Source organism: Chromobacterium sp. (assembly GCF_041912965.1).
GTDB classification, from domain to species: Bacteria; Pseudomonadota; Gammaproteobacteria; order Burkholderiales; family Chromobacteriaceae; genus Chromobacterium; species Chromobacterium aquaticum.
This window is the reverse complement of sequence record NZ_JAYSGF010000042.1, coordinates 22,726-42,381: the sequence shown is the minus strand read 5'-3', so window position 1 is coordinate 42,381 and position 19,656 is coordinate 22,726. Positions and strand designations below refer to the sequence as shown.

Sequence of the window (19,656 nt, the reverse complement as noted above, 5' to 3'; positions counted from 1 at the left end):
TGCGGCGCTTGGGCGGGGGACCGCCGACTCCTCTGGCTGTGATGCTCGTCATGTTCATATCCACTGTCTGCTGATTCGCCCGGCGGCGGAACGCCGCCGGGCCCTCGAACGGGGCGGATCATCTCCGCCCCGCCCTGCTGCCTACGTGCTCAGAGCTTGTAATTGGCCTTGAGGAAGAAGGAGCGGCCCATCGGATCGGTAAAGCGCGGATCGTAGTTCTGCTGTGTGGTACGCGTCATCTGATTGGAGTACGGCGGCTCTTGATCGAACAGGTTCTTGATGCCGGCGGTCACGGTCAGCTGCTTGTTCCAGGCGTAGGAACCGGACAGATTCCAGGTGGAGTACGGTCTTACCTGATGGAACGGCTGTCCCTGCTTCAGATAGGGGTTGGAGTCGGTGTAGCCCGACTTGTAGTTCTGCGCCAGGATCGTGCTCCACGCGCCGTAGGACCAGCCCAGGGTCAGGTTGTGCTGCCAGCGGAAGGTGGGGCCACCATCCAGGAAGGTGCCCAGGTTGCTGTAATACGGGCCATTCTTCTCGGTCTGATAGGAGTACTTGGACAGATAGGTGCCGTCCAGCGTAGCGGTGAAGGTGCCGACCGAAGTCTTGGGCAATACCCAGTTCAGTTTGATGTCAACGCCGGCCGCGCTCAGATTGCCCAGGTTGTCGTAGTCGTCGATGATGTAGGACAGATTACCGCTGCCATCACGTACAAAGCGATTCGCGTACTTGGACGGGTCGGCGAAGATGGCGGTTTCGTCCAGGAAACTGATCTGGCCCTTGATCATGGTCCACCAGAAATCGGCGCTGGCGGTGAAGTCCTTGACCGGCTCGATCACCATGCCGAAGGACAGCGAGGACGACTTCTCCGGTTCCAGCTTCTTGTTGCCGGCGATGCGCTTATTACGCTGCATCTTGGTGCAAGCAGAACCATCAGCCCCAGGCGCCGGGTTCACGCCATCCGGACAAGCGCCGTAATCGACATAACTGCCGCTGGTCAGCTGCAACTGGTTAGGACGATAGATGTTGTACAGCGAGGGCGCGCGGAAACCGGTGCTGGCCGAGCCGCGGAACAGCACTTGCGAACTGGGCTGGAACTTGAACGCCACTTTCGGGTTCAACGAGCTGTCGGTATCGCTGTAGTGGTCGTAACGCGCGGCCAGTTGCACGTCCAGGTTCTTCAGCACCGGGATTTCCGCTTCGCCGTAGAAGGCATAGGCGGAACGGCTGCCGCTGGAGTCTTCGGTCTTGTCCTGGCCGGTGCTCAACGCATCGCGAGTCACCGCCTTGTTATAGATGGTGCTCAGCGATTCGCGGCGCACTTCCGCGCCAAAAGCGACAGCCATCATGCCGGCCGGCAACTGGAACACTTCACGGCTGACCTTGATGTCGGCCATATCGATGGTGGACTTGGCTTCCTTGGTCTGACCGGTCATGCCCACCGAGCGCCAAGCGGCGAGATTATTGCCGGACAGGTCGAACGGATCCAGCGCGCCGCTGTTGACCGCGGACTGCATCTTGCTCTTGCTGACGTAACCCGAGGTCAGGTTTTCCTTGATCAGGTTTTCGGAACGACCGATACCGGCGCGATAGTCCCAGCCGGCGATCAGGCCTTCCATATTCAGCATCAGCCGCTGCGTGACCGAGTTGGCCTCGGTCTCGCGATTGCCCAGCGGAATGGTGCGCACATAGAGCTTGTCGAGCTTGGTCGGGTCCACCGCGTTGACGCGGGTGATGTCGCCAGCAGTTGGCAACGGCGCGTTCTGTGCGGTGGTGATGGTCTCGGTGCGCGTGTATTGCAGCGAAAGCTCGTGATTGTCGCCTATGCGCTTGGTGGCCTTGACCAGACCGGAAATCTGCTCCACCTGCGGGATAATGCTGGGGTATAGGGAATAATACTCCAAGCATCGGTTACCCAGCTTAGAGTCACTGACGTATTGGGAAAACGGCGGGCGGCAATTCGGAGCGGACGGCGCCACCCACTTGCCGGTGCTGCCATCAATGTAGTTGCCCGGCCATGCACTGGAACTGGTGCCGGTGAATTTATTGACCTGGTGGGCGTAGTCGCGCTGTCCCGCCATCACCATGTCTTGCTTCATGTAGTCGATGGCGCCGTAGACATTGAAACCGTCCTGGCCCAGATCGCCAATGCCGTAGGAGGCATTGATGCGCTTTTCATCGCCGCCGCCATGCTGCGGATTGGCCAGGCTGCCGCCGATGCTGAAACCCTTCAGGCTTTTCTTGGTGATGAAGTTCATCACGCCGCCGATGGCGTCGGTGCCGTAAATGGCGGACGCGCCATCCAGCAATACTTCCACGCGATCAATGGCGGACAGCGGGATGGCGTTCAGGTCGGCGGAAGTGCCGTCGATCGCCTGATTGGCCATGCGGCGGCCGTCCAGCAACACCAGAGTGTATTGATTGCCCAGGCCGCGCAGGCTGGCGAAAGAGCCGCCGCCGGAAGAGGCGCCAACCGAGGCGCTGGCGCCTTGCGAGGACTGGTTGGCGGCGATGCTGTTGACCACCTGCTCCACCGTGGTCAGGCCTTGCTTGGCCAGATCCTCGGTCTTGAGAATGGTGACCGGCAGCGCCTTTTCTTGCTTGATGCTGCGCTTGATATTGGACCCGGTGACCTCTACCCGATCCAGTTGACCGGAGTTCGCCTCAGCGGCGAATGCGAATGGCGCATGGCTTGCCAAGCCGGCCAAGGCCAGGGCAAGCACCAGCTGCTTCTTTTGACTTCTCAACTTGTTTTCTCCTTAACTGCACACGGAAACCAGCAGCGCTTCTGTGGAGTGCTTGCTGGATACAGCAGGCCGTCGACAATCGAACGTCATGACCATGTTTCGAGTGTGTTAAGGATTGTTGCCCTCAGTCAATAATTGTTAACGCCTGTTTATGACGCCGGAGCGGACAGCGCGGCGGAGACCTCGGCGGCAGGAATGCGGAAAAATCATGTTAGGGCTGAAAAATCAATAGACTAAGCCCCTCATTTTTGCCAGCGCCTTTTGAATGACCCCACTAGTTTCCTGTCATTTTCTGTGTGACAAGCCAGCATCACCTGTTGCTTTTTTGCATTTTTACGACGTTTTTGTACAAGAATTTTAGATTAAGCTAATTTTGCAAAAACTTATGCATTCGTTTTTTTAATGGCTGCCATGTAAAAATGCACTCCATATCAATTTAACCCTTAACAACTCGCCCCCTTCCTGCCTGGCAGATTCATTCCAAAAACATAAAGCCCCGCCGTGCCGAATGGCGCGACGGGGCGTTCTCAATGCCTTGGCCGAACTTAGAACCGGCTCAAAGTCTCGCGAGCAAGACGGGAAGGCATGAACCGCTTCTTAGAGTTTGTAGCTGGCTTTCAGGAAGTAAGCACGGCCCACCGGATCGGCGACGACCGGATCAAAGCCGTACTGAAAGCTCTTGGTCTGATTGCTGAACGGCGGCTCCTGGTCGAACAGATTGCGGATGCCGGCGGTGATGGTCAGCTTCTTGTCCCACACATAGCTGCCGGACAGGTTCCAGTTGGAGTAAGGACGCACATTGTGACCTTCCTGATTCGGGTTCAAGTCGGTATAGCCGGACGAATAATTCTGCACCAGAATCCCGCTCCACGGCCCCTGCGCCCAATTGAACGCCAGGCTGTGCTTCCAGCGCAGCACCGGCGGCAGCACGTTCTGATACCAACCTCCCAGCGGGCTCAGATACGGCCCTTTGGGTTCCAGCTGCTGCTGGTACTTGGAGGTGTAAGTACCGTCCAGATTGATGCCGAAATTGCCCCAGGCGGTTTTGGGCAGGCGGAAAGCCAGGCTGATGTCCACGCCGGCCGCGCTCAAGGTGCCCAGGTTCTGGGTGGTGGTGATCACGTGGTTGAGCGAACCATCGGGGTTGCGCACGAACTTGTCGGCGTATTTGACCGGATCGCCGAAAATCACCCCCGGATCCAGCGCGCCTATGGTGTCCTTCACCGTGGTCCACCAGAAGTCCGCGCTGGCGGTGATTTCCTTGATCGGCTCGATCACCACGCCGAAGGTCAGCGAGCTGGCCTTCTCCGGCGACAAATTGTTGTTGCCGCCCTGCAGGGCCTCGAACTGGGTATTGCAATCGTCCACCTTGTTGCCGCCATTGGCCGGCGTGCCGCCCGGGCAGCGCAGCGGGTCGTTGAACTTGTTGGCGGTATAGGTCTTGCTGTTAGGCGTGAACACATCGTACAGCGTGGGCGCGCGGAAACCCTTGCTGGCCGAGGAACGGATCAGCAGCTGCGGAATCGGCTGGTATTTCACCGCGATCTTGGGATTGAAGGAACTGCCAAAGTCGGTGTAGCGGTCATAACGCGCGGCCAGCTGAGCGTCGAAGTTTTTGAAGATGGGAATATCCGCCTCGACATAGGCCGCGGTCACGCCGCGGCTGCCGCTGGTGGACTTGGAGTCGGCGATGCCGGAACCCAAGGCGAACTGGGCAATATCCTGGATTTGGCTGTCCAGCTTTTCACGCCGGGTTTCCACGCCGAAAGCCGTCGCCATCATGCCGGCCGGCAGTTGCAGCACTTCCTTGCTGACCTTGAAGTCCGCCATGATGGTCTGGAATTTGGCCACCCAGCCGTCGCCACTCAAGGAAGTACTCTCCCAGGCGCCGGGCGCCGAAGGGCCGAACGGGTTGATGGTGCCGTTCTGGAAGGCGGCGGCCACCTTGTCGCCGTTCACATAGCCGGACTTGTAATTGATGGTGGTCTTGTTCTCCGAGTAGCCGACGCCGCCGCGGTAGTCCCAACCGGCCAGCAGGCCTTCGGCGTTAAAGGCCAGCCGCTGCGTGGTGGACAGGCTCTCGGTCACGCGCGGCCCCAGCGGCACCGAGCGCGAGTTGATCACCACCGGGCTGCCGTCGGTGGGGGTGCCGTCCGGCAAGTGGGTTGGATAATACTTGTCGCCGGCCTTCAAGGTGGCGATCTTGGTCAGCGGCGCCGGCGAGATGCGCGTGGTGCTGACGTTGCGCGCCCCCATGTATTGCAGCGACAGCGTATGTTCGCCCAGTTGCTTGGTGCCCTTGGCGAAGGCGGTCAGTTGCTCCACCTCCGGCGTCAGATCCATGTAGAGCGTCGCGTTCTCGCCGCAGGAATTGGCGTCCAGCGGCAAGGCGTACGGCGGTTTGCAATTGGGCGCCGCCGGGTTGTAGGCATTGCCCTTGTAAGTGAAGTTGGACGGAAACACCCGCCCGCTCAGATTGTCCGCGCTCAGGTATTTATTGGCGAAGGAACGGTTCAGCGTGGTGATGGGGTCCAGTTTCTGGTAGCTCAGCGAGCCGTAAACATTGTAGCCGTCCTTGGCCAGGTCACCGATGCCGGCGGTGATGCTGGCGCTGCCGGTATTGCCGCCCTTGTGTTCGGTGGACAGCAGCTCGCCGCTGACCGTCACACCCTGGTTGCTCTTCTTGGTGATGAAGTTGATCACGCCGCCGATGGCATCGGTGCCATAGATGGCCGATGCCCCGTCGCGCAGCACTTCGATGCGCTCGATCGCCGACAGCGGTATCGCGTTCAGATCGGTGGCGTAGCCGCCTATCGCCTGGCTGGCGACGCGACGGCCGTCCAGCAACACCAGCGTGTACTGCGAACCCAGGCCGCGCAAGCTGGCATAAGACGCGCCGCCCGACACGGTCTGCACCGACGAGGCGCCCACCGTCGCCGACTGGTTGCTGGCCAGCGAGTTCACCACCTGCTCCACCGTGGTAAAGCCCTGCTTGCTCATTTCCTCGGTGCGCACCACCGTCACCGGCAGCGCTTTTTCCTGCTTGATGCTGCGTTTGATATTGGAGCCGGTAATCTCCACCCGGTCCAATGTCCCGCTGCTCGGCTCATCCGCCCAGGCCGGCAGCGCTTGGCTGCCCAGGCCTGCCAGGGCCAGGGCGAGCGCCAACTGCGTCTTGCTAGTTCTCATGATCTCTCCAGTCATGTATCGAAACCCGCCGGGCGCGCTTCTGTTGGGCGCGTCTCCGTCGGATCATCCAACCGCAGACTATTTGTCATACGGCTCGATACGATGCTTGAAGCATGAATTACACAAGGTCAATAAACATCATGGTTAATCACATACAGTCATGAACTGTCACAACTCAAAATACCTGCCTGGGCCCAGCAAACCGCGACGGCCGCAATATTGCAAAAAGATTGCCAGGCAAAGATTTGCCGCACTGCCGCGGCCTACGCCCCGCCTCGATGGCTAGCACGCGACAGCGTTGTCTTTGTGCCAATGCACCATCCAACCCACTCGAGTCCTTGCCATGCGTAAAAACCAGAATTGGAACGAAATCAATGCATTTAACTCATAGCGGCAATCATCACCCCAGGCATCACCCCCCTGGTATCGTCGTCGGCGGCGCGCAGTCGCTTGCCAATACCGTGCGTTCAAGCTCGCCCGCCAATTGCACCCGCATCGCCCTGGCCGCCAATGGCCGGCCCTCGACTTCTCGCGGCTGGCCGCTGAAGTTCACCGTCAGCCGGCTGCCATCGGCAAAGCGAGTCTGCTGCACCTGCCGATCCGACGTCAGCCAGGCGAAACCGGACAGCGGCTGCGTCGCCAGGCGCCGGTGCAAGGGCTGGAACACCCGATCCACGCAGCGCATCAGCGGCAGCCGCCGCTCCAGGCTGGCCGCGCTCAAATGCCATAGCGGCGGCACGTTGTACAGCCACTGGGCTAGCAGATTGTCTTCATAGGCATTGCTGAACTTGAGATTGTCGTACAGCCAGTGATTGCTGGTGACGATGGAATCGTGGAACACCGCCTGGTACAAGGGCAGCCGGTATTGCGGCCGGTAGTAAATATCCCGATAGGGCTGCTTCAACGGCACGGTCTTGAAAAAGGTCTCGGGCTGATCCGCAGGAAACCAGCGCCCCAGAAAGTACGGCGACTTGGGGTTCTTCTGTAAATCCGCATCGCCCCAGCCCAACACCGGCACCTGCATGCCATGCGCGAAAGCGATGCCGCGCGCGGTGGCGGCATTGCCATTCTCCGAGCCCACAGGCACGGCAAAGCGATCGCGCACCCAGGCCATGCTGCGCTCATTGCCGGCGGCCAGTTGCGCCTGGCCGGCGCGCCGCCCCGGCGTGTAGTCATCGAACACCATGCCGGTGGCGTAGGCGTCCAGGAACCAGCTATTGAAGCCCAGCGCCCGGTGCAAGGCCTGAGTGCGCTGCTGCAAGATAGGCCGCACGCACTCTGGGTTGGTGTAGTAACCGGACTGCTGGAAGCCGCTCTTGCGTCGGCCGTTGGCCAAAGTGACGCCGCAGTCGCGATACGCGGCGGCGCCCTGCTGCGCGGTCAGCCAGTCCTCGCGTTGCCCCGGCGGCAAGGCGGTCTCATAGGAGTCATAGGCCGCCATCAGATAGCCGGCGCGCACGCCCGCCGCCACCGCCTGGGGCTGCCACAAGCCGCCTTCCCAGTTATCCACGCCCAGCCACAGCCGGGACAGGCCGGCCGCGCGCAAGGCCCGCAGTGTCTTGGTCGACAGGCCGCCGCCCCAACTGTCCGGCTGGCCCAAGGCCGCGCCGAACACCCGCAGCACTTCAGCGCGCAGCCGCCGGTATGGCGCGGCCAGCCGGCTCCAGTCCGGCTTGGCGCTCAACCAGCCGGCGCGCGCCTCGGCGGTCAAGGCCTGATTGAAGGCCGCCAGCAGCGTCCGCCGCTGATACGCATCCGGCCGCGCCGGCGTGGCCCGCAACACCGCGGCGGCCTCGCTGTCGAAGCTGGCGCGCAGGCGGCGCGCCAGCGCGCTGTCGCCGCGCAGCCGCTCCAGCCACAAGGCCCAGTCGCGCACATCGGCCTGGCCCAGCAAATCATTGCCCCACAGATAAACGTGGCTGGCGCCTATCAGCTTGGCCGTTTGCGGCTGCGCGCGCATCTTGTCGGCCAGGCTCTCGAAACGCCCCTGTTGCTGCAGCCATTGGCGGTAGCGCTTGGCGCCGGCCAGCGCATCGCCGCCCGCCAGGTGCAGCGACAAGCGCATCGGCTGCGCCAGGTTCAACGCATTGAACTGATGGCTCAGCGTCAAGGCCAGTCCCTCGCCGTCGCGGCGGATGCGCAGCGTGTTGTTGAAGGGATTGAGCAATAGCCAGTGCAGGCTGGTCGCGCCATGGTCCATGCCCCACAGCGGCAGGCTCAGGTTCTCCGAGGTGTTCAGCCCGTCAGCGGCGAAGCGTGGCAGAAAATCCAGCCACAGCGGATCGCCGGCCGGCACATAGCTGCCTTCGGCCAAGGGCAGCAGCAGGCCGCGCCCCATCGCCGCCGCCGGCTGGCGCAGCAATTCCAGCGTGGCCGGCTCGCGGGCCGCTATCGTCAAGCCCAAGTCCGCGCCGTCCAGCTTCGCGTTCAATTGAAACCGGCCGTCCTCCCATTGCCAGCTTGCGGCTTGCGCGTCGGACTTCAAACCGGACACCGAGCGCGGCGTCAGGCCGGATGACAGCGGCAAGGCCGCCTGGCCGGCTGGCTTCGCCGTCAACGCCAGGGTGGCCGGCTCCAGTTCAATCCGCCATTGCGCGTTTTGCAGCAGCACCGCCGCCCAGGCGGAAGCAGGCAGGCTCAAGATTGCCGCGATCAAGGCCGCGCGAGGAAGGGGAAACGACATAAGGAAACTCCCATGCTTGGATCAGGATGGGAGTATTAGAAAAGCAATGGCCGTCGCGATTGTCAGGCCAATGTCAGGATTTAGTTCAACGCGGCCCGGACTGTCTATGCACCACGCGCAGCACCAGTTGGCCGCGCGCCTCCGCGCGCACCAGCGCCACGCTCTGCCACAGCTCGCCCTGACGCGGCGGCCAGTTCAGCGCCTGCCCGAGTTCGCGGCGGCGCCACCAGACAAAGCTGTAATCGTCGCGCCGCAGCAGCGATTGCTCCAGCCACGGGCGCGCGCAAGCGGGCCGCGCCGCCGGCAGGCTGGCCACCGCCAGCGGGCTGCGCGACAGCCAGGACAGATTGGCCACTTCCGGCAAGGACAGCTCCGCCTGCCATTGCCGGCCGGCGGCGTTCAATTGCAGCCGGTAGACGCCCGCCGCCAGCGGCTGGCTCAAGTCCGCGCTCTCCAGTCGAAAACGCTGCCCCTCTTCGCGCTCCAGCAGGCCGCCGCGCAGCAGGTCGCGGCCGGCCCCATCCTGCAAGCGCGCATCCAGCAAGGCGCCGCGTCCGCTCAACACCACCCGGTAATTGCGCGCCAGCGGCATGTCGCGCTGCGCCAGTTCCAGCGTCACATCCGGCAGCCAGGCCGGCAAGCTCAGCGGCGCATCCTTGCCGCAATGCTCGCGGCTCAAGCTCTCCAGCGCCTGCCGCCAGGCCTCGCGCTGGGCCTGGCTGCTCAAATTGGGCCAGCTGTCGGCCAGCGCCCGCCAGGCGGCCGGATCGTCCCCGTTCAGCAAGGCGTGGTTGACGCCGGCCAGCGGATTGCCGGCCCAGACCGGCGCCGCCAGCCACCATGCCCAGACACCCAAGCGGCGCATCAGGGCCGCTCCAGCCGGTAGCCGACGCCGCGCACGGTCTCGATGGCGATGCCGGGCAGCTTCTGCCGCAACTGCAGGATATGGGTGTCCACGGTGCGGGTGGACGGAAAGCTGTCGTAACCCCACACTTGGTTCAGCAACTCCTCGCGGCTCATCACCCGCCCGGCCATGCGCGCCAGCAAGGCCAGCAGCTCGAACTCGGTATGCGTCAAGGCTACCTCGCGGCCTTGCCAGTCCGCCTGCCGCCGCGCCGGGAACAAGCACAAGGCCCCCAGCCGCAGGCTGCCGTCGCCCAGCTGACGCAACTGCGCGCGGATGCGCGCCAGCAGCTCGGCATGGGCGAAGGGCTTGCTCAGGTAGTCGCGGGCGCCGGCTTCCAGGCCAGCCACCCGGTCGCTGACTTCCACTCGCGCCGTCAGCACGATGACCGGCAAGGCCTTCAAGGCCAGCCAGCCAGGCAGATGACGCAGGCTGTCGCCGTCCGGCAAGGCGCGGTCCAGAATGACCAGATCGGCGCAATGCCATTGTGCCGCCACCGCGTCGGCCTGCCGCAGCCACAGGCAGCGATAGCCTTCGTCGGCGAGGAAATCGCGCAGGCCCGCGCCCAGCAGCGCATCGTCTTCAATCAATAGCAGCGTGTTCATGTTCTCGCGCCGGTTGGGCCGGCAATTGCAGACTAAAAGTGGTGGGCGGGCCGGACAGCCGCAGCCGGCCGCCCATTCGCGCCAGCACTCGTCGAACGATGGCCAGCCCCAAACCCATGCCCTGGTCGCCGCCACCGCGCAGCAACAGCCGGCGCAAGCGGTAATCGGCCAGATCGCCGCCATCGACGACGTCCAGCCGCAGCCGTCGACCGTCCCACTCCGCGTACAAGCGCAGCGGCGGGCGGCCATGGCGGCGCGCATTGGTCAGCAGATTGTCCAGGCATACCGTCAGCCAATAGCCCGGCAGCGACAGCACCGCGTCGCCGCTCAGGCAAAACACCGCCTGGTGGCGCTCGGCGACATCCGCCAGCCAGGTGGACAACCGCAGCGGCTGCCGGCGCAGGTCCAGGCGCTCGGCGGACAGGTAATGGCGGCTGGCCTCGGCCAATTGGCGCAGGCGGCTAACGCCGCCGGCCAAATCGCCGAAACGGTCCTGCGCCGATTCCGGCAAGCGGTCGAAGTCGCGACGCAAGCCCTCCACCACCCCGGCCAGCCCGGCGATGGGCGTGCGCAGCTCATGGGTCAGCATTTGCAGCGCGAAGCGGCGCTCACGCTGCAGCCGCCGCCGCTGCCACCACAGGGCCAGCCCGCCAGCCAGCAGCAATAGCGCCGCGCCAGGCAAGACCGCGCGCCATGGCGATGCTTGCGCGGCCGGGTTCAGGCACAAGCCGCCCAGCTTTTCCGCGCAAACGCCGCTGGAAGCGGCCGCCACGTCCAGCCCGGCCGCTCGCGCCAGCGGCCGCCAGACGGCCGCCTCATAGCGGCGCCAGGCCGTGCCGTCCTGACGCCACAGCGCGCCCTCCTGCCACAACCAGCGCTCACCGGCCAGCAAGGCATCCAGATTATCGTCGGACAAGGCGCCCAACTGGCCCAGTTCGTCGCCGCGCTCGCGCACATGCAGCCAGCGCGCAAGCTCCGGCAGCGGCTGGCGCTGCCGCCAATGCCAGGCGCTGCTGCCACCCAGCGGATGGACCGGATACAGACGGAACCAGCCCGCCGGCAAGGCTCGCAGCCCGCAGCGGGCGCGCTCGAAATCGCGCCACGGAGCGCTCACCGCGGACAAATCGCCGGCGCAGTCCCGCTCGTAAGCGGCCAACTGCCGCAAGGCGCGTAAATCATGACGGGCCCAAGCCGGCTGCAATGAGGCCGGATCGATCAAGGCCTCGTCCAGCGCCTGCACCCGCGCCACCGCCAAGGACTGCGCCGGACGCGCCTCGGCCAGCGCGGCCTCCAGGCGCGCCGACAGCTCGCCGGCCGCGGCGATGGCGGCATGGCCGCACAGCAGGCAATAGCAGATGGCTCGGAACATGCAGCGCATTATACGGAAAACCCGCCGCCGTTCGGCTGACAGCCCGCCATGAATCCGCTAGCATGCGTTTCCAGCTCATTGACCAGATCGGCTCCCACGTGAAAGCAGGCTTCTCCTTCTTCGCCACCCGGCGCTTCTTCCCACTGTTCGGCACTCAGTTTCTGGGCGCGTTCAACGACAATCTGCTGAAGACCGCCATCGTGGTGCTGATCAGCTTCCACGGCCTCAGCTTGGCCGGCCTGCCGCCGGAGCAGTTGGTCAATCTGGCCGCCGGCGTGTTCATCCTGCCCTTCTTCCTGTTTTCCGCCACCGCCGGCAAACTGTCGGAGCGCTATGACAAGGCCGTCATCGCGCGCTGGATCAAGCTCGCCGAGATCGCCATCATGCTGCTGGCCGGCGCCGGCTTCTTCCTGCACTCCGCCGGCCTGTTGCTTTCCGCGCTATTCCTGATGGGCGCCCACTCCGCCTTCTTCGGACCGCTCAAGTATTCAGTGCTGCCGCAATATCTGAAGGAAAACGAGTTGGTGGGCGGCAACGGCCTGATCGAGATGGGCACCTTTCTCGCCATCCTGATCGGTCAGATCGGCGGCAGCATGCTGACCACCGGCGGCCCCTTGCTGATCACCGCCACCCTGCTGGCCACCGCCGTGCTCGGCTACGGCGCCAGCCGCGCGATGCCGCCGGCCCAACCCGGCGCGCCGAAGCTGAAGTTGTCCTTCAACTTTCTCAAGGATTCGGTGCTGTTGATGCGCGACGCCTGGCGCATCCGCGACGTGCGCTGCGCCATCCTCGGCATTTCCTGGTTCTGGCTGATGGGCGCGGTCTACACCACCCAGCTGCCCACCTTCACCCGCTTGCACCTGGGTGGAGACGCCGGCGTCTACACCCTGCTGCTGGCGCTGTTCTCCATCGGCATCGGTCTGGGTTCGGTGGTGTGCGCCAAGCTGTCGCAAGGCAGGCTGCAGCTGGGCATGGTGCTGGTGGGCAGCGTGGGCATGACGCTGTTTGGCGGCGATCTGGCGCTGTCGGCGCTGCCGCACTACCGCGGAGAGCTGATCGGCCTGGCCGATTTCCTGGCCCGCGCCGGTAGCTGGCGCAATATGATAGATGTGGCACTGCTGGGCTTCTTTGGCGGCTTCTTCACCGTGCCGCTGTACACCTGGCTGCAAACCGCCAGCCCGGACGACTTCCGCTCCCAGGCCGTGGCCGCCAACAATATCGCCAACGGCTTCTATATGGTGGCCGCCGCCATCGGCAGCGCGCTGGCGCTGAAGTTTTACGACAGCATCGCCATCCTGCTGCTGGCCACCGCCGCGCTCAACATCCTGGCCACCCTGCATCTGCTGAGCGCCGCGCCGGTGATCTGGCGCCAGCGAATGGACTGGCTGCGCGCGCTGCGGGGGTGAATATCATTGCCAGCAGCGGCGCCTCTGCGGCTGGCGCTCGGCGATGGCGAATGCTCTCTTCGCTCATCCGCCACCGCAGGCGCAGCGGGGCGCGGCTCAAACCCCTGCTCGCTCTGCTGTGCGGGTTTGCTCTCGCGGCTTGAAAGTCATCACCGCGCAGTCGGCCCCGGCTTCAACCCTATACTCAACGGCAAACCCTTTTTGCCGGTAAATACCCAGGATTTCTTGATGAAGGCTCTGCGGAATACAAAGATGGCCTTCCAAGGCATAATATTCTGCGCCGTCAAACACCTTAAGCTGTAGACTATTCTTTCCCTCCAAAGCCTGCCGCGCCCAAATGGCATCCACCTTTCCAACAGCCTCATTCAAGATATCCCTCTTCGCCACCGACAATGCCTGGCTAACGTAGTCGTAATAGAACGGTTCAATCAGCCTAGATGGCGACATGGATTGATTTTCAGCATCGGATGCCGCGGCAATGGAAAATGCGCGCGCCCGCTTCTTCCGCTTATCAGCCATCACCAGCTTAATCAAAAAGTAACAAGAAAAGAATCCCAATAAATATGCCGTTAAACCATAAAAAACATCATCCATAGCTTGCCTTTCCCGCTGTAAAGCATGCAAGTCACAGCCGATTGAAAACGGCCGCCCACCTGATTTTTCTTTCAGAAAACAGCAATGATAGTGCGTGCAATGCAAAGACAAGCTCAATAGGATTAGTCCTAAAAAAACCACATCAATCAATACCTTGCTCAATCACCCTATTCCATCAAGCCGTCATTGAAGAGGCGCCCAACCCGGCGGCGCATAAAATAACGCAGCGCCCAGATATCTCATGCCGGTTCAAACCCCTTCCACCCGCCAAAACCGCAGGCAATGAGAAACAAGCACAGTGGCCCCATATGAAAAACCCGCCGTGGCGGCAGCCAACAGCGGGTTTGCGAACATGGAACACTCGCAATGGCGGGCATTCCTGATCCAGGGCTTTACTCTTGCGCCAGCCCGGCGGCGGCATCGCGCAGCGCGGTGCGCAAGCCTTCTTCTATCACCGGGTGGTAGAACGGCATCTCCAGCATCTGGGCGATCGTCAACCCTTGCTGATGACTCCAGGCCAGCAGATGGGCCAGGTTCTCGGCGCGCGGTCCTATCATTTCCGCGCCCAGGAAGCGGCCGCTGCCGCGCTCGGCGTATACATGCAGCAGGCCCTGGTTGACGCCCATCACCCGGCTTCGGCCCTGGTCTTCGAAGCTGACCTCGCCCACCACGAAGCCATCCGCCGGCAAATCGGCGAAGCGGCTGCCCACCATCATCATCTGCGGATCGGAAAACACCACGGCGATGCTGGAGCGGCGCAGACCGGCTTGCACCGCCGGATACAGCGCGGCGTTGTCGCCGGCGGTCTTGCCTTCGTCGGCGGCCTCGTGCAGCAGCGGCAGGATGTTGTTGGCGTCGCCGGCGATGAAAATCGGTGAATCTCCGCATTGCAGCGTCCGCGGATCAAACTTGGGCACCCCGCCCGCGTCCAGTTCCAGGCCGGCGTTTTCCAGCGCCAGACCGCGCACATTGGGCGCGCGACCGGTAGCGGCCAGCACGTAATCGAAACGCTCGCAGACTTCCTCGCCGTCCAGATTGACATAGCGGATCTGCGCCTTGCCGTCGACCAGTCCCATTTCCAAAACCTTGGCGTCCGGGTCAAGGTAGAACTCCCGGCCCAGCGCCTGGCAGGCGTAATCGCGCACAGCGGGGTCCGACAGCGGGCCAACGCCACCGCCGCGGCCGAATACGCGCACCTTGACGCCAAGGCGGGATAGCGCCTGGCCCAGCTCCAGGCCGATGACGCCGGGGCCGAACACCGCCACGCTGTCCGGCAGCGTGTCCCAGTTGAACACATCGTCGTTGATGATCAATCTGTCGCCAAACACCTGGAACGGTGGCGGGATCAGCGGCACGGAGCCAGTGGCGATCACCACGCGGCGCGCCCGCACCAGCGTGTGCTCGTCCACTTGCAAGGTGGTGTTGTCGATGAAGCGGGCGTAGCCGCGCAGCCGATCTTGCGGCGGAATGCTTTCCACGCCCTTGAGCACGAAGCCGACGAAACGATCGCGCTCGCGCTTGACGCGGTCCATCACCTCGCGGCCGTCGATACGCACTTCGCCATCGAGATGCACGCCGAAAGGCGCGCTGTGGCGCAGCGCGTGCGCGGCCTCGGCGGCGGCGATCAGCAGCTTGGACGGCATGCAGCCGACACGGGCGCAAGTGGTGCCGTAAGGGCCGCCTTCAATCACCACGGCGCTGGCGCCGCGAGCCTTGGCGGCGCGGTAGGCGGCGAGGCCGGCGGTGCCGGCGCCAATCACGGCGACATCGATGTTCAAGGTATGCATTTCATTCCTTTCGGTATCGGGATACGGCACGGCACGCCGCGCATGCCGTCTCGTATCCCGGTAAAAAAAAGGGCCGGATGGAGCACCCGGCCCGCAACAACTCCGATGGCATCAGGGCCCGAGCCATCGGGGACGAACACGGTTGAGACTTACTTGGAGAAGTATTTTTCCACTTCGTCGGCGGAGCCGATCAGTTGGCCATTGATGAACACCTGCGGCGCGGTCATCTTGCCGGCCACGGCGCCCAGCACCTTGCCGCGCACCTTGTTGTCCAGCGGCACTTCGACGAAGTCGTAGCCGTTTTCGCTCAGCACCGCCTTGGCACGCGCGCAGTGCGGGCAACCCGTCTTGGAGAACACCACCACTTGGTCCGGCTTCTTGGCGCTGGGGTTGACGTAGTCCAGCAGGGTGTCGGCGTCGGACACTTTGAACGGATCGCCCGGCTCTTGCGGCTCGATGAACATCTTGTCCACCACGCCGTCCTTCACCAGCATGGAATAGCGCCAGCTGCGCTTGCCGAAGCCCAGGTCCTGCTTGTCCACCAGCATGCCCATGCCTTCGGTGAAATCGCCGTTGCCGTCCGGAATCATCACCAGGTTCTGCGCTTCCTGATCCTTGGCCCATTCGTTCATCACGAAGGTGTCGTTGACCGATACGCACAGGATGGCGTCCACGCCGTTGGCGAAGAAAGCCGGCGCCAATTCATTGAAGCGCGGCAGGTGGGTGGACGAGCACGTGGGGGTGAATGCGCCCGGCAGCGAGAACACCGCCACGGTCTTGCCGTCGAACAGCTCGGCGGTGCTGACGTCTTTCCAGTCGTTATTGTCGCGGACACGGAAAGTGACATTCGGTACGCGTTGGCCTTCACGGTTTTGCAACATGGCTAGATTCCTCGTGTGTTGATTCGGTAACAGGTTTGCTAAATCGATGGGTGCATTGTGATAGCTATGCACAAATTCGTCTAATTGATTGTGCCAAGCTGATTGATTTGCTTTTTTAATCGTCAAGCAAGTGGTCGCAGTAACCGTTAAAATTGCATAAACGACTCAAACGGCCAGGCTAGACGGTGAAGATTCTGATTCTCGGCGGCGGACAGGTGGGCGCCAATGTGGCGGAGAACCTGCTTTCGGAAAATAACGACATCACGGTGGTGGATCAGGATTCGGCGCGGCTCAAGCAATTGCAGGACCGCCTGGACATCCGCACCGTGGCCGGCAACGCCGCCCACCCGCAGGTGCTGGCCGATGCCGGCGCGGCGGACAGCGATATGGTGCTGGCGCTGACCCGCGACGACGAAACCAATCTGGTGGCCTGCAAGATGGCCGAGGCCTGTTTCAACATCCCCACCCGCATCGCCCGCATCCGTTCCAGTGATTATCTGGCATCCGAGCACGGCGATCCGCTTGCCCACTTCGGCATCGAGTCCGCCATTTGCCCGGAACAGATCGTCACCGATCACATCTATCAGCTATTCGCCTATCCCGGCGCGCTACAGGTGCTGGACTTCGCCGACGGCAAGCTGCAACTGGTGGTTTCCCGCGCCCACTCCGGCGGCAAACTGCTGGGCCTGCCGCTGCGCCGCATCCGCGAGCACATGCCGGACGCGGACTGCCGCGTCTGCGCCATCCATCGCCAGGACAAACTGCTGGTGCCGGACGGAGACACCGTGCTGGAGGAAGGCGACGAGGTGTTCTTTGTCGCCGCGCGCGAGCATGTGCAGGCCATGCTCAAGGAGTTGCGCTTTAGCGAGCGGCCCTTGCGGCGCATCATGATCGCCGGCGGCGGCAATATCGGCTACCGGCTGGCCAAGCTGCTGGAGAACGATTTCAGCGTCAAGGTGATAGAAGCGCGACCGGAGCGCGCGCAATGGCTGGCGGAACGGCTGGAGCACGCGCTGGTGCTGCGCGGCGAGGCCACCGACGAAGAGCTGCTGGACGCCGAGAACGTGGACGAAATGGACGTGTTCTGCGCGCTGACCAACGACGACGAGGACAACATCATGTCCACGCTGCTGGCCAAGCGCATGGGCGCGCGCCGGGTGGTGGCCCTGGTCAACCGCACCAGCTATGTGGATCTGCTGGAAGGCCATCGCATCGACATCGTGATTTCGCCCCACCTGTCCACCATAGGCTCCATCCTGGCGCATATCCGCCAGGGCGACGTGGAGGCGGTGCACCCGCTGCGTCGCGGCGCGTCCGAAGCGATGGAGGTGGTGATTCATGGCGACGCGCAGCAATCGCGGCTGACCGGCCGCCGCATCGAACAGATCGACATGCCGCACGGCAGCCACATCGTCGCCGCCATCCGCGGCGAACAGGTGCTGATGGCGCATCACGATCTGGTGGTGGAAAACGGCGATCATCTGATCATCTTCCTGTCGCGCCGCCGGGTGGTGCGCCAGGTGGAAAAACTCATTCAGGTCAAACTGGGCTTTCTGTGACCATGCATCTGACCGGCCTGCACCATGTGGCGATCATCGCCGCCGACTATCAGCGCTCGCGCGACTTCTACCACCGCATCCTGGGTCTGCCGATACTGGCCGAGCACTGGCGCGCCGAACGCCAATCCTGGAAGCTGGACCTGGCGGTGCCGGGCGGCGGCCAACTGGAGCTGTTCAGCTTTCCAGCGCCGCCGCCGCGCCCCACGCGGCCGGAAGCCTGCGGCCTGCGCCACCTGGCCTTCGCCTGCGCCGACGTGGCCGCCTGCCGTCAAAACCTGCTGGCCGAGGGCGTGGCGGTGGAAGACCTCCGCGTGGACGAGTACACCGGCGCGCGCTTTTTCTTCTGCGCGGACCCGGACGGCTTGCCGCTTGAGTTCTACCAGCCGCGGGACTGAGACATGCGCAAGATACTCGCCATCCTCTATGTGCTGTCCAAGCTGATCATGCTGTTCTCCTGCACCTTCCTCGCACCGGCTCTGGTGTCCATCCTGTACCGCGACGGCGCGCTGGACACCTTCGTCACCGCCGCCGTGGCCGGCCTGGCCATCGGCCTTGCGCTGTGGTCGGCCACCCGCCGCTCCCAGCGCGAACTGAAGCCGCGCGACGGTTTCATTCTGGTCACCACGCTGTGGGTGGGCTTCGCCATCACCGCCTCCTTCCCCTTCATGCTGGCGCGGCCGGACATGCCGTTCAGCCACGCCTTTTTCGAAGCGATGTCCGGCCTCACCACCACCGGCTCCACCGTGATCAGCGGCCTGGACACCTTGCCGGCCTCGCTCAATTTCTGGCGCCACTTCCTCAACTGGATGGGCGGCATGGGCATCATCGTATTGGCGGTGGCGATACTGCCCATCCTCGGCATCGGCGGCATGCAGCTGTACAAGGCGGAAACGCCGGGGCCGATGAAGGACAGCAAGCTGGCGCCACGCATCACCGAAACCGCCAAGAACCTGTGGCTGGTCTACAGCGGCTGGACGCTGGCGGTGGCGCTGGCGCTGAAAGCCGCCGGCCTGAGCTGGCTGGACGCGGTGTGCCACGCCTTCGCCGCGCTGTCGCTGGGCGGCTTCTCCACCCGGGACAACAGCGTCGGTGCTTTCGACTCGCTGCCGGTGGAACTGATCCTGAGCTTCGGCATGATCATAGGCGCGATGAACTTCGCCACCCACTTTCTGGCGCTGCGCCAGCGCTCGCTGCGCGCCTATCTGCGCGACCCGGAAGCCAAGGCCATGCTGTGGCTGCTACTGGGCAGCATCCTGGCGATGAGCGTGTATTTATGGGCGCACCATGTCTACGACTTCCTCACCGCGCTACGCCACGTCAGCTTCAACCTGATCTCCATCGCCACCGACAGCGGCTTCGCCAGCGTGGATTACGCGCGCTGGCCCATCTTCGTGCCCTTGTGGATGCTGTTCCTGTCCAGCATCACCGCCTGCTCCGGCTCCACCGGCGGCGGCATCAAGATGGTGCGCACCCTGATGTTGAGCAAGCAGAGCGTCAACGAGATGACGCGGCTGCTGCACCCGGCGGCGGTGCGACCGGTGAAGATCGGCGGCAAGCTCGTGCCGGAAAGCGTCATGCTGTCGGTAATGGGCTTCATATTTGTCTACTGCATGTGCATAGTGATATTAAGCTTTGCGCTGATCGCCAGCGGCCTGGATTTTCTCAGCGCCTTCACCGCGGTGATCGCCTCGATCAACAACGCCGGCCCCGGGCTAGGCGTGGTCGGCCCAGCATCGAACTATGCGTCGCTAAGCGACCTCCAAATATGGATTTGCAGCCTGGCCATGCTCTTGGGCCGGCTGGAAGTATTTACCCTGCTGATCCTGTTTACGCCATCGTTCTGGCGCAAATAGGACGAAAACAACAAAGGGTCCGTCCGCGGGCCCGACCACGACGACGACGGCGCCACGCGCCGGATAAAAAAACGAAACC

13 protein-coding genes are annotated in these 19,656 nt (G+C 63.3%); 4 read left to right on the top strand and 9 right to left on the bottom strand.

The features are described from left to right. Positions 1-149 precede the first annotated feature (149 nt). The 6 genes from ACE3QM_RS18940 to ACE3QM_RS18915 form a co-directional block, all read right to left on the bottom strand. Entirely contained in the window at positions 150-2,747 is a 2,598-nt protein-coding gene (locus ACE3QM_RS18940; RefSeq protein WP_053074590.1) for a TonB-dependent receptor, read from the bottom strand. Positions 2,748-3,344: 597 nt separating this feature from the next. Next, the gene (locus ACE3QM_RS18935) at positions 3,345-5,936 is read right to left on the bottom strand and encodes a TonB-dependent receptor (RefSeq protein WP_374424041.1); all 2,592 of its coding nucleotides are present in this window, start codon (positions 5,934-5,936) and stop codon (positions 3,345-3,347) included. 412 nt (positions 5,937-6,348) lie between these two features. After that, positions 6,349-8,619 carry a glycoside hydrolase gene (locus tag ACE3QM_RS18930; protein ID WP_374424039.1) on the bottom strand — a complete coding sequence of 757 codons (2,271 nt, stop codon included), beginning with the start codon at positions 8,617-8,619 and terminating at the stop codon, positions 6,349-6,351. 85 nt (positions 8,620-8,704) lie between these two features. Next, a complete protein-coding gene (locus tag ACE3QM_RS18925; RefSeq protein WP_374424037.1) occupies positions 8,705-9,484 on the bottom strand; it encodes a DUF2861 family protein in 780 nt (259 codons plus the stop codon). Beyond that, positions 9,484-10,128: a response regulator transcription factor gene (locus ACE3QM_RS18920; protein WP_374424035.1), complete on the bottom strand. Its 645-nt coding sequence runs from the start codon at positions 10,126-10,128 to the stop codon at positions 9,484-9,486. The genes ACE3QM_RS18925 and ACE3QM_RS18920 overlap by 1 nt, the downstream gene beginning before the upstream one ends. Then, positions 10,106-11,497 (bottom strand): DUF3404 domain-containing protein, encoded by a 1,392-nt coding sequence (locus ACE3QM_RS18915; protein ID WP_374424032.1) that lies wholly within the window; start codon positions 11,495-11,497, stop codon positions 10,106-10,108. Before ACE3QM_RS18915 ends, ACE3QM_RS18920 begins: the two co-directional genes overlap by 23 nt. Before the next feature lie 62 nt (positions 11,498-11,559). Here ACE3QM_RS18915 and ACE3QM_RS18910 point away from each other — a divergent pair, with 62 nt between their 5' ends. After that, positions 11,560-12,903 carry an MFS transporter gene (locus ACE3QM_RS18910; RefSeq protein WP_374424030.1) on the top strand — a complete coding sequence of 448 codons (1,344 nt, stop codon included), beginning with the start codon at positions 11,560-11,562 and terminating at the stop codon, positions 12,901-12,903. Positions 12,904-12,999: 96 nt separating this feature from the next. Here the strand turns inward: ACE3QM_RS18910 and ACE3QM_RS18905 are convergent, their stop codons facing one another. From ACE3QM_RS18905 to ACE3QM_RS18895, 3 genes are all read right to left on the bottom strand, one after another. After that, positions 13,000-13,659, bottom strand: a complete 660-nt coding sequence (locus ACE3QM_RS18905) for a hypothetical protein (RefSeq protein ID WP_374424028.1) — start codon at positions 13,657-13,659, stop codon at positions 13,000-13,002. A gap of 230 nt (positions 13,660-13,889) precedes the next feature. Then, a complete protein-coding gene (locus ACE3QM_RS18900; protein ID WP_374424026.1) occupies positions 13,890-15,284 on the bottom strand; it encodes a dihydrolipoyl dehydrogenase in 1,395 nt (464 codons plus the stop codon). A 149-nt stretch (positions 15,285-15,433) separates the two neighbouring features. Continuing rightward, positions 15,434-16,165 (bottom strand): glutathione peroxidase, encoded by a 732-nt coding sequence (locus tag ACE3QM_RS18895; RefSeq protein ID WP_048411989.1) that lies wholly within the window; start codon positions 16,163-16,165, stop codon positions 15,434-15,436. 185 nt (positions 16,166-16,350) lie between these two features. Between ACE3QM_RS18895 and trkA the strand changes: the two genes are divergently transcribed. From trkA to ACE3QM_RS18880, 3 genes are read left to right on the top strand one after another with little or no spacing between them, the layout of a single operon-like run. Beyond that, positions 16,351-17,724, top strand: a complete 1,374-nt coding sequence (gene trkA, locus ACE3QM_RS18890; RefSeq protein WP_048411988.1) for a Trk system potassium transporter TrkA — start codon at positions 16,351-16,353, stop codon at positions 17,722-17,724. Positions 17,725-17,726: 2 nt separating this feature from the next. After that, entirely contained in the window at positions 17,727-18,119 is a 393-nt protein-coding gene (locus ACE3QM_RS18885) for a VOC family protein (protein WP_048411987.1), read from the top strand. A 3-nt stretch (positions 18,120-18,122) separates the two neighbouring features. Then, positions 18,123-19,577 (top strand): TrkH family potassium uptake protein, encoded by a 1,455-nt coding sequence (locus ACE3QM_RS18880; RefSeq protein ID WP_374424023.1) that lies wholly within the window; start codon positions 18,123-18,125, stop codon positions 19,575-19,577. Positions 19,578-19,656: the final 79 nt, after the last annotated feature.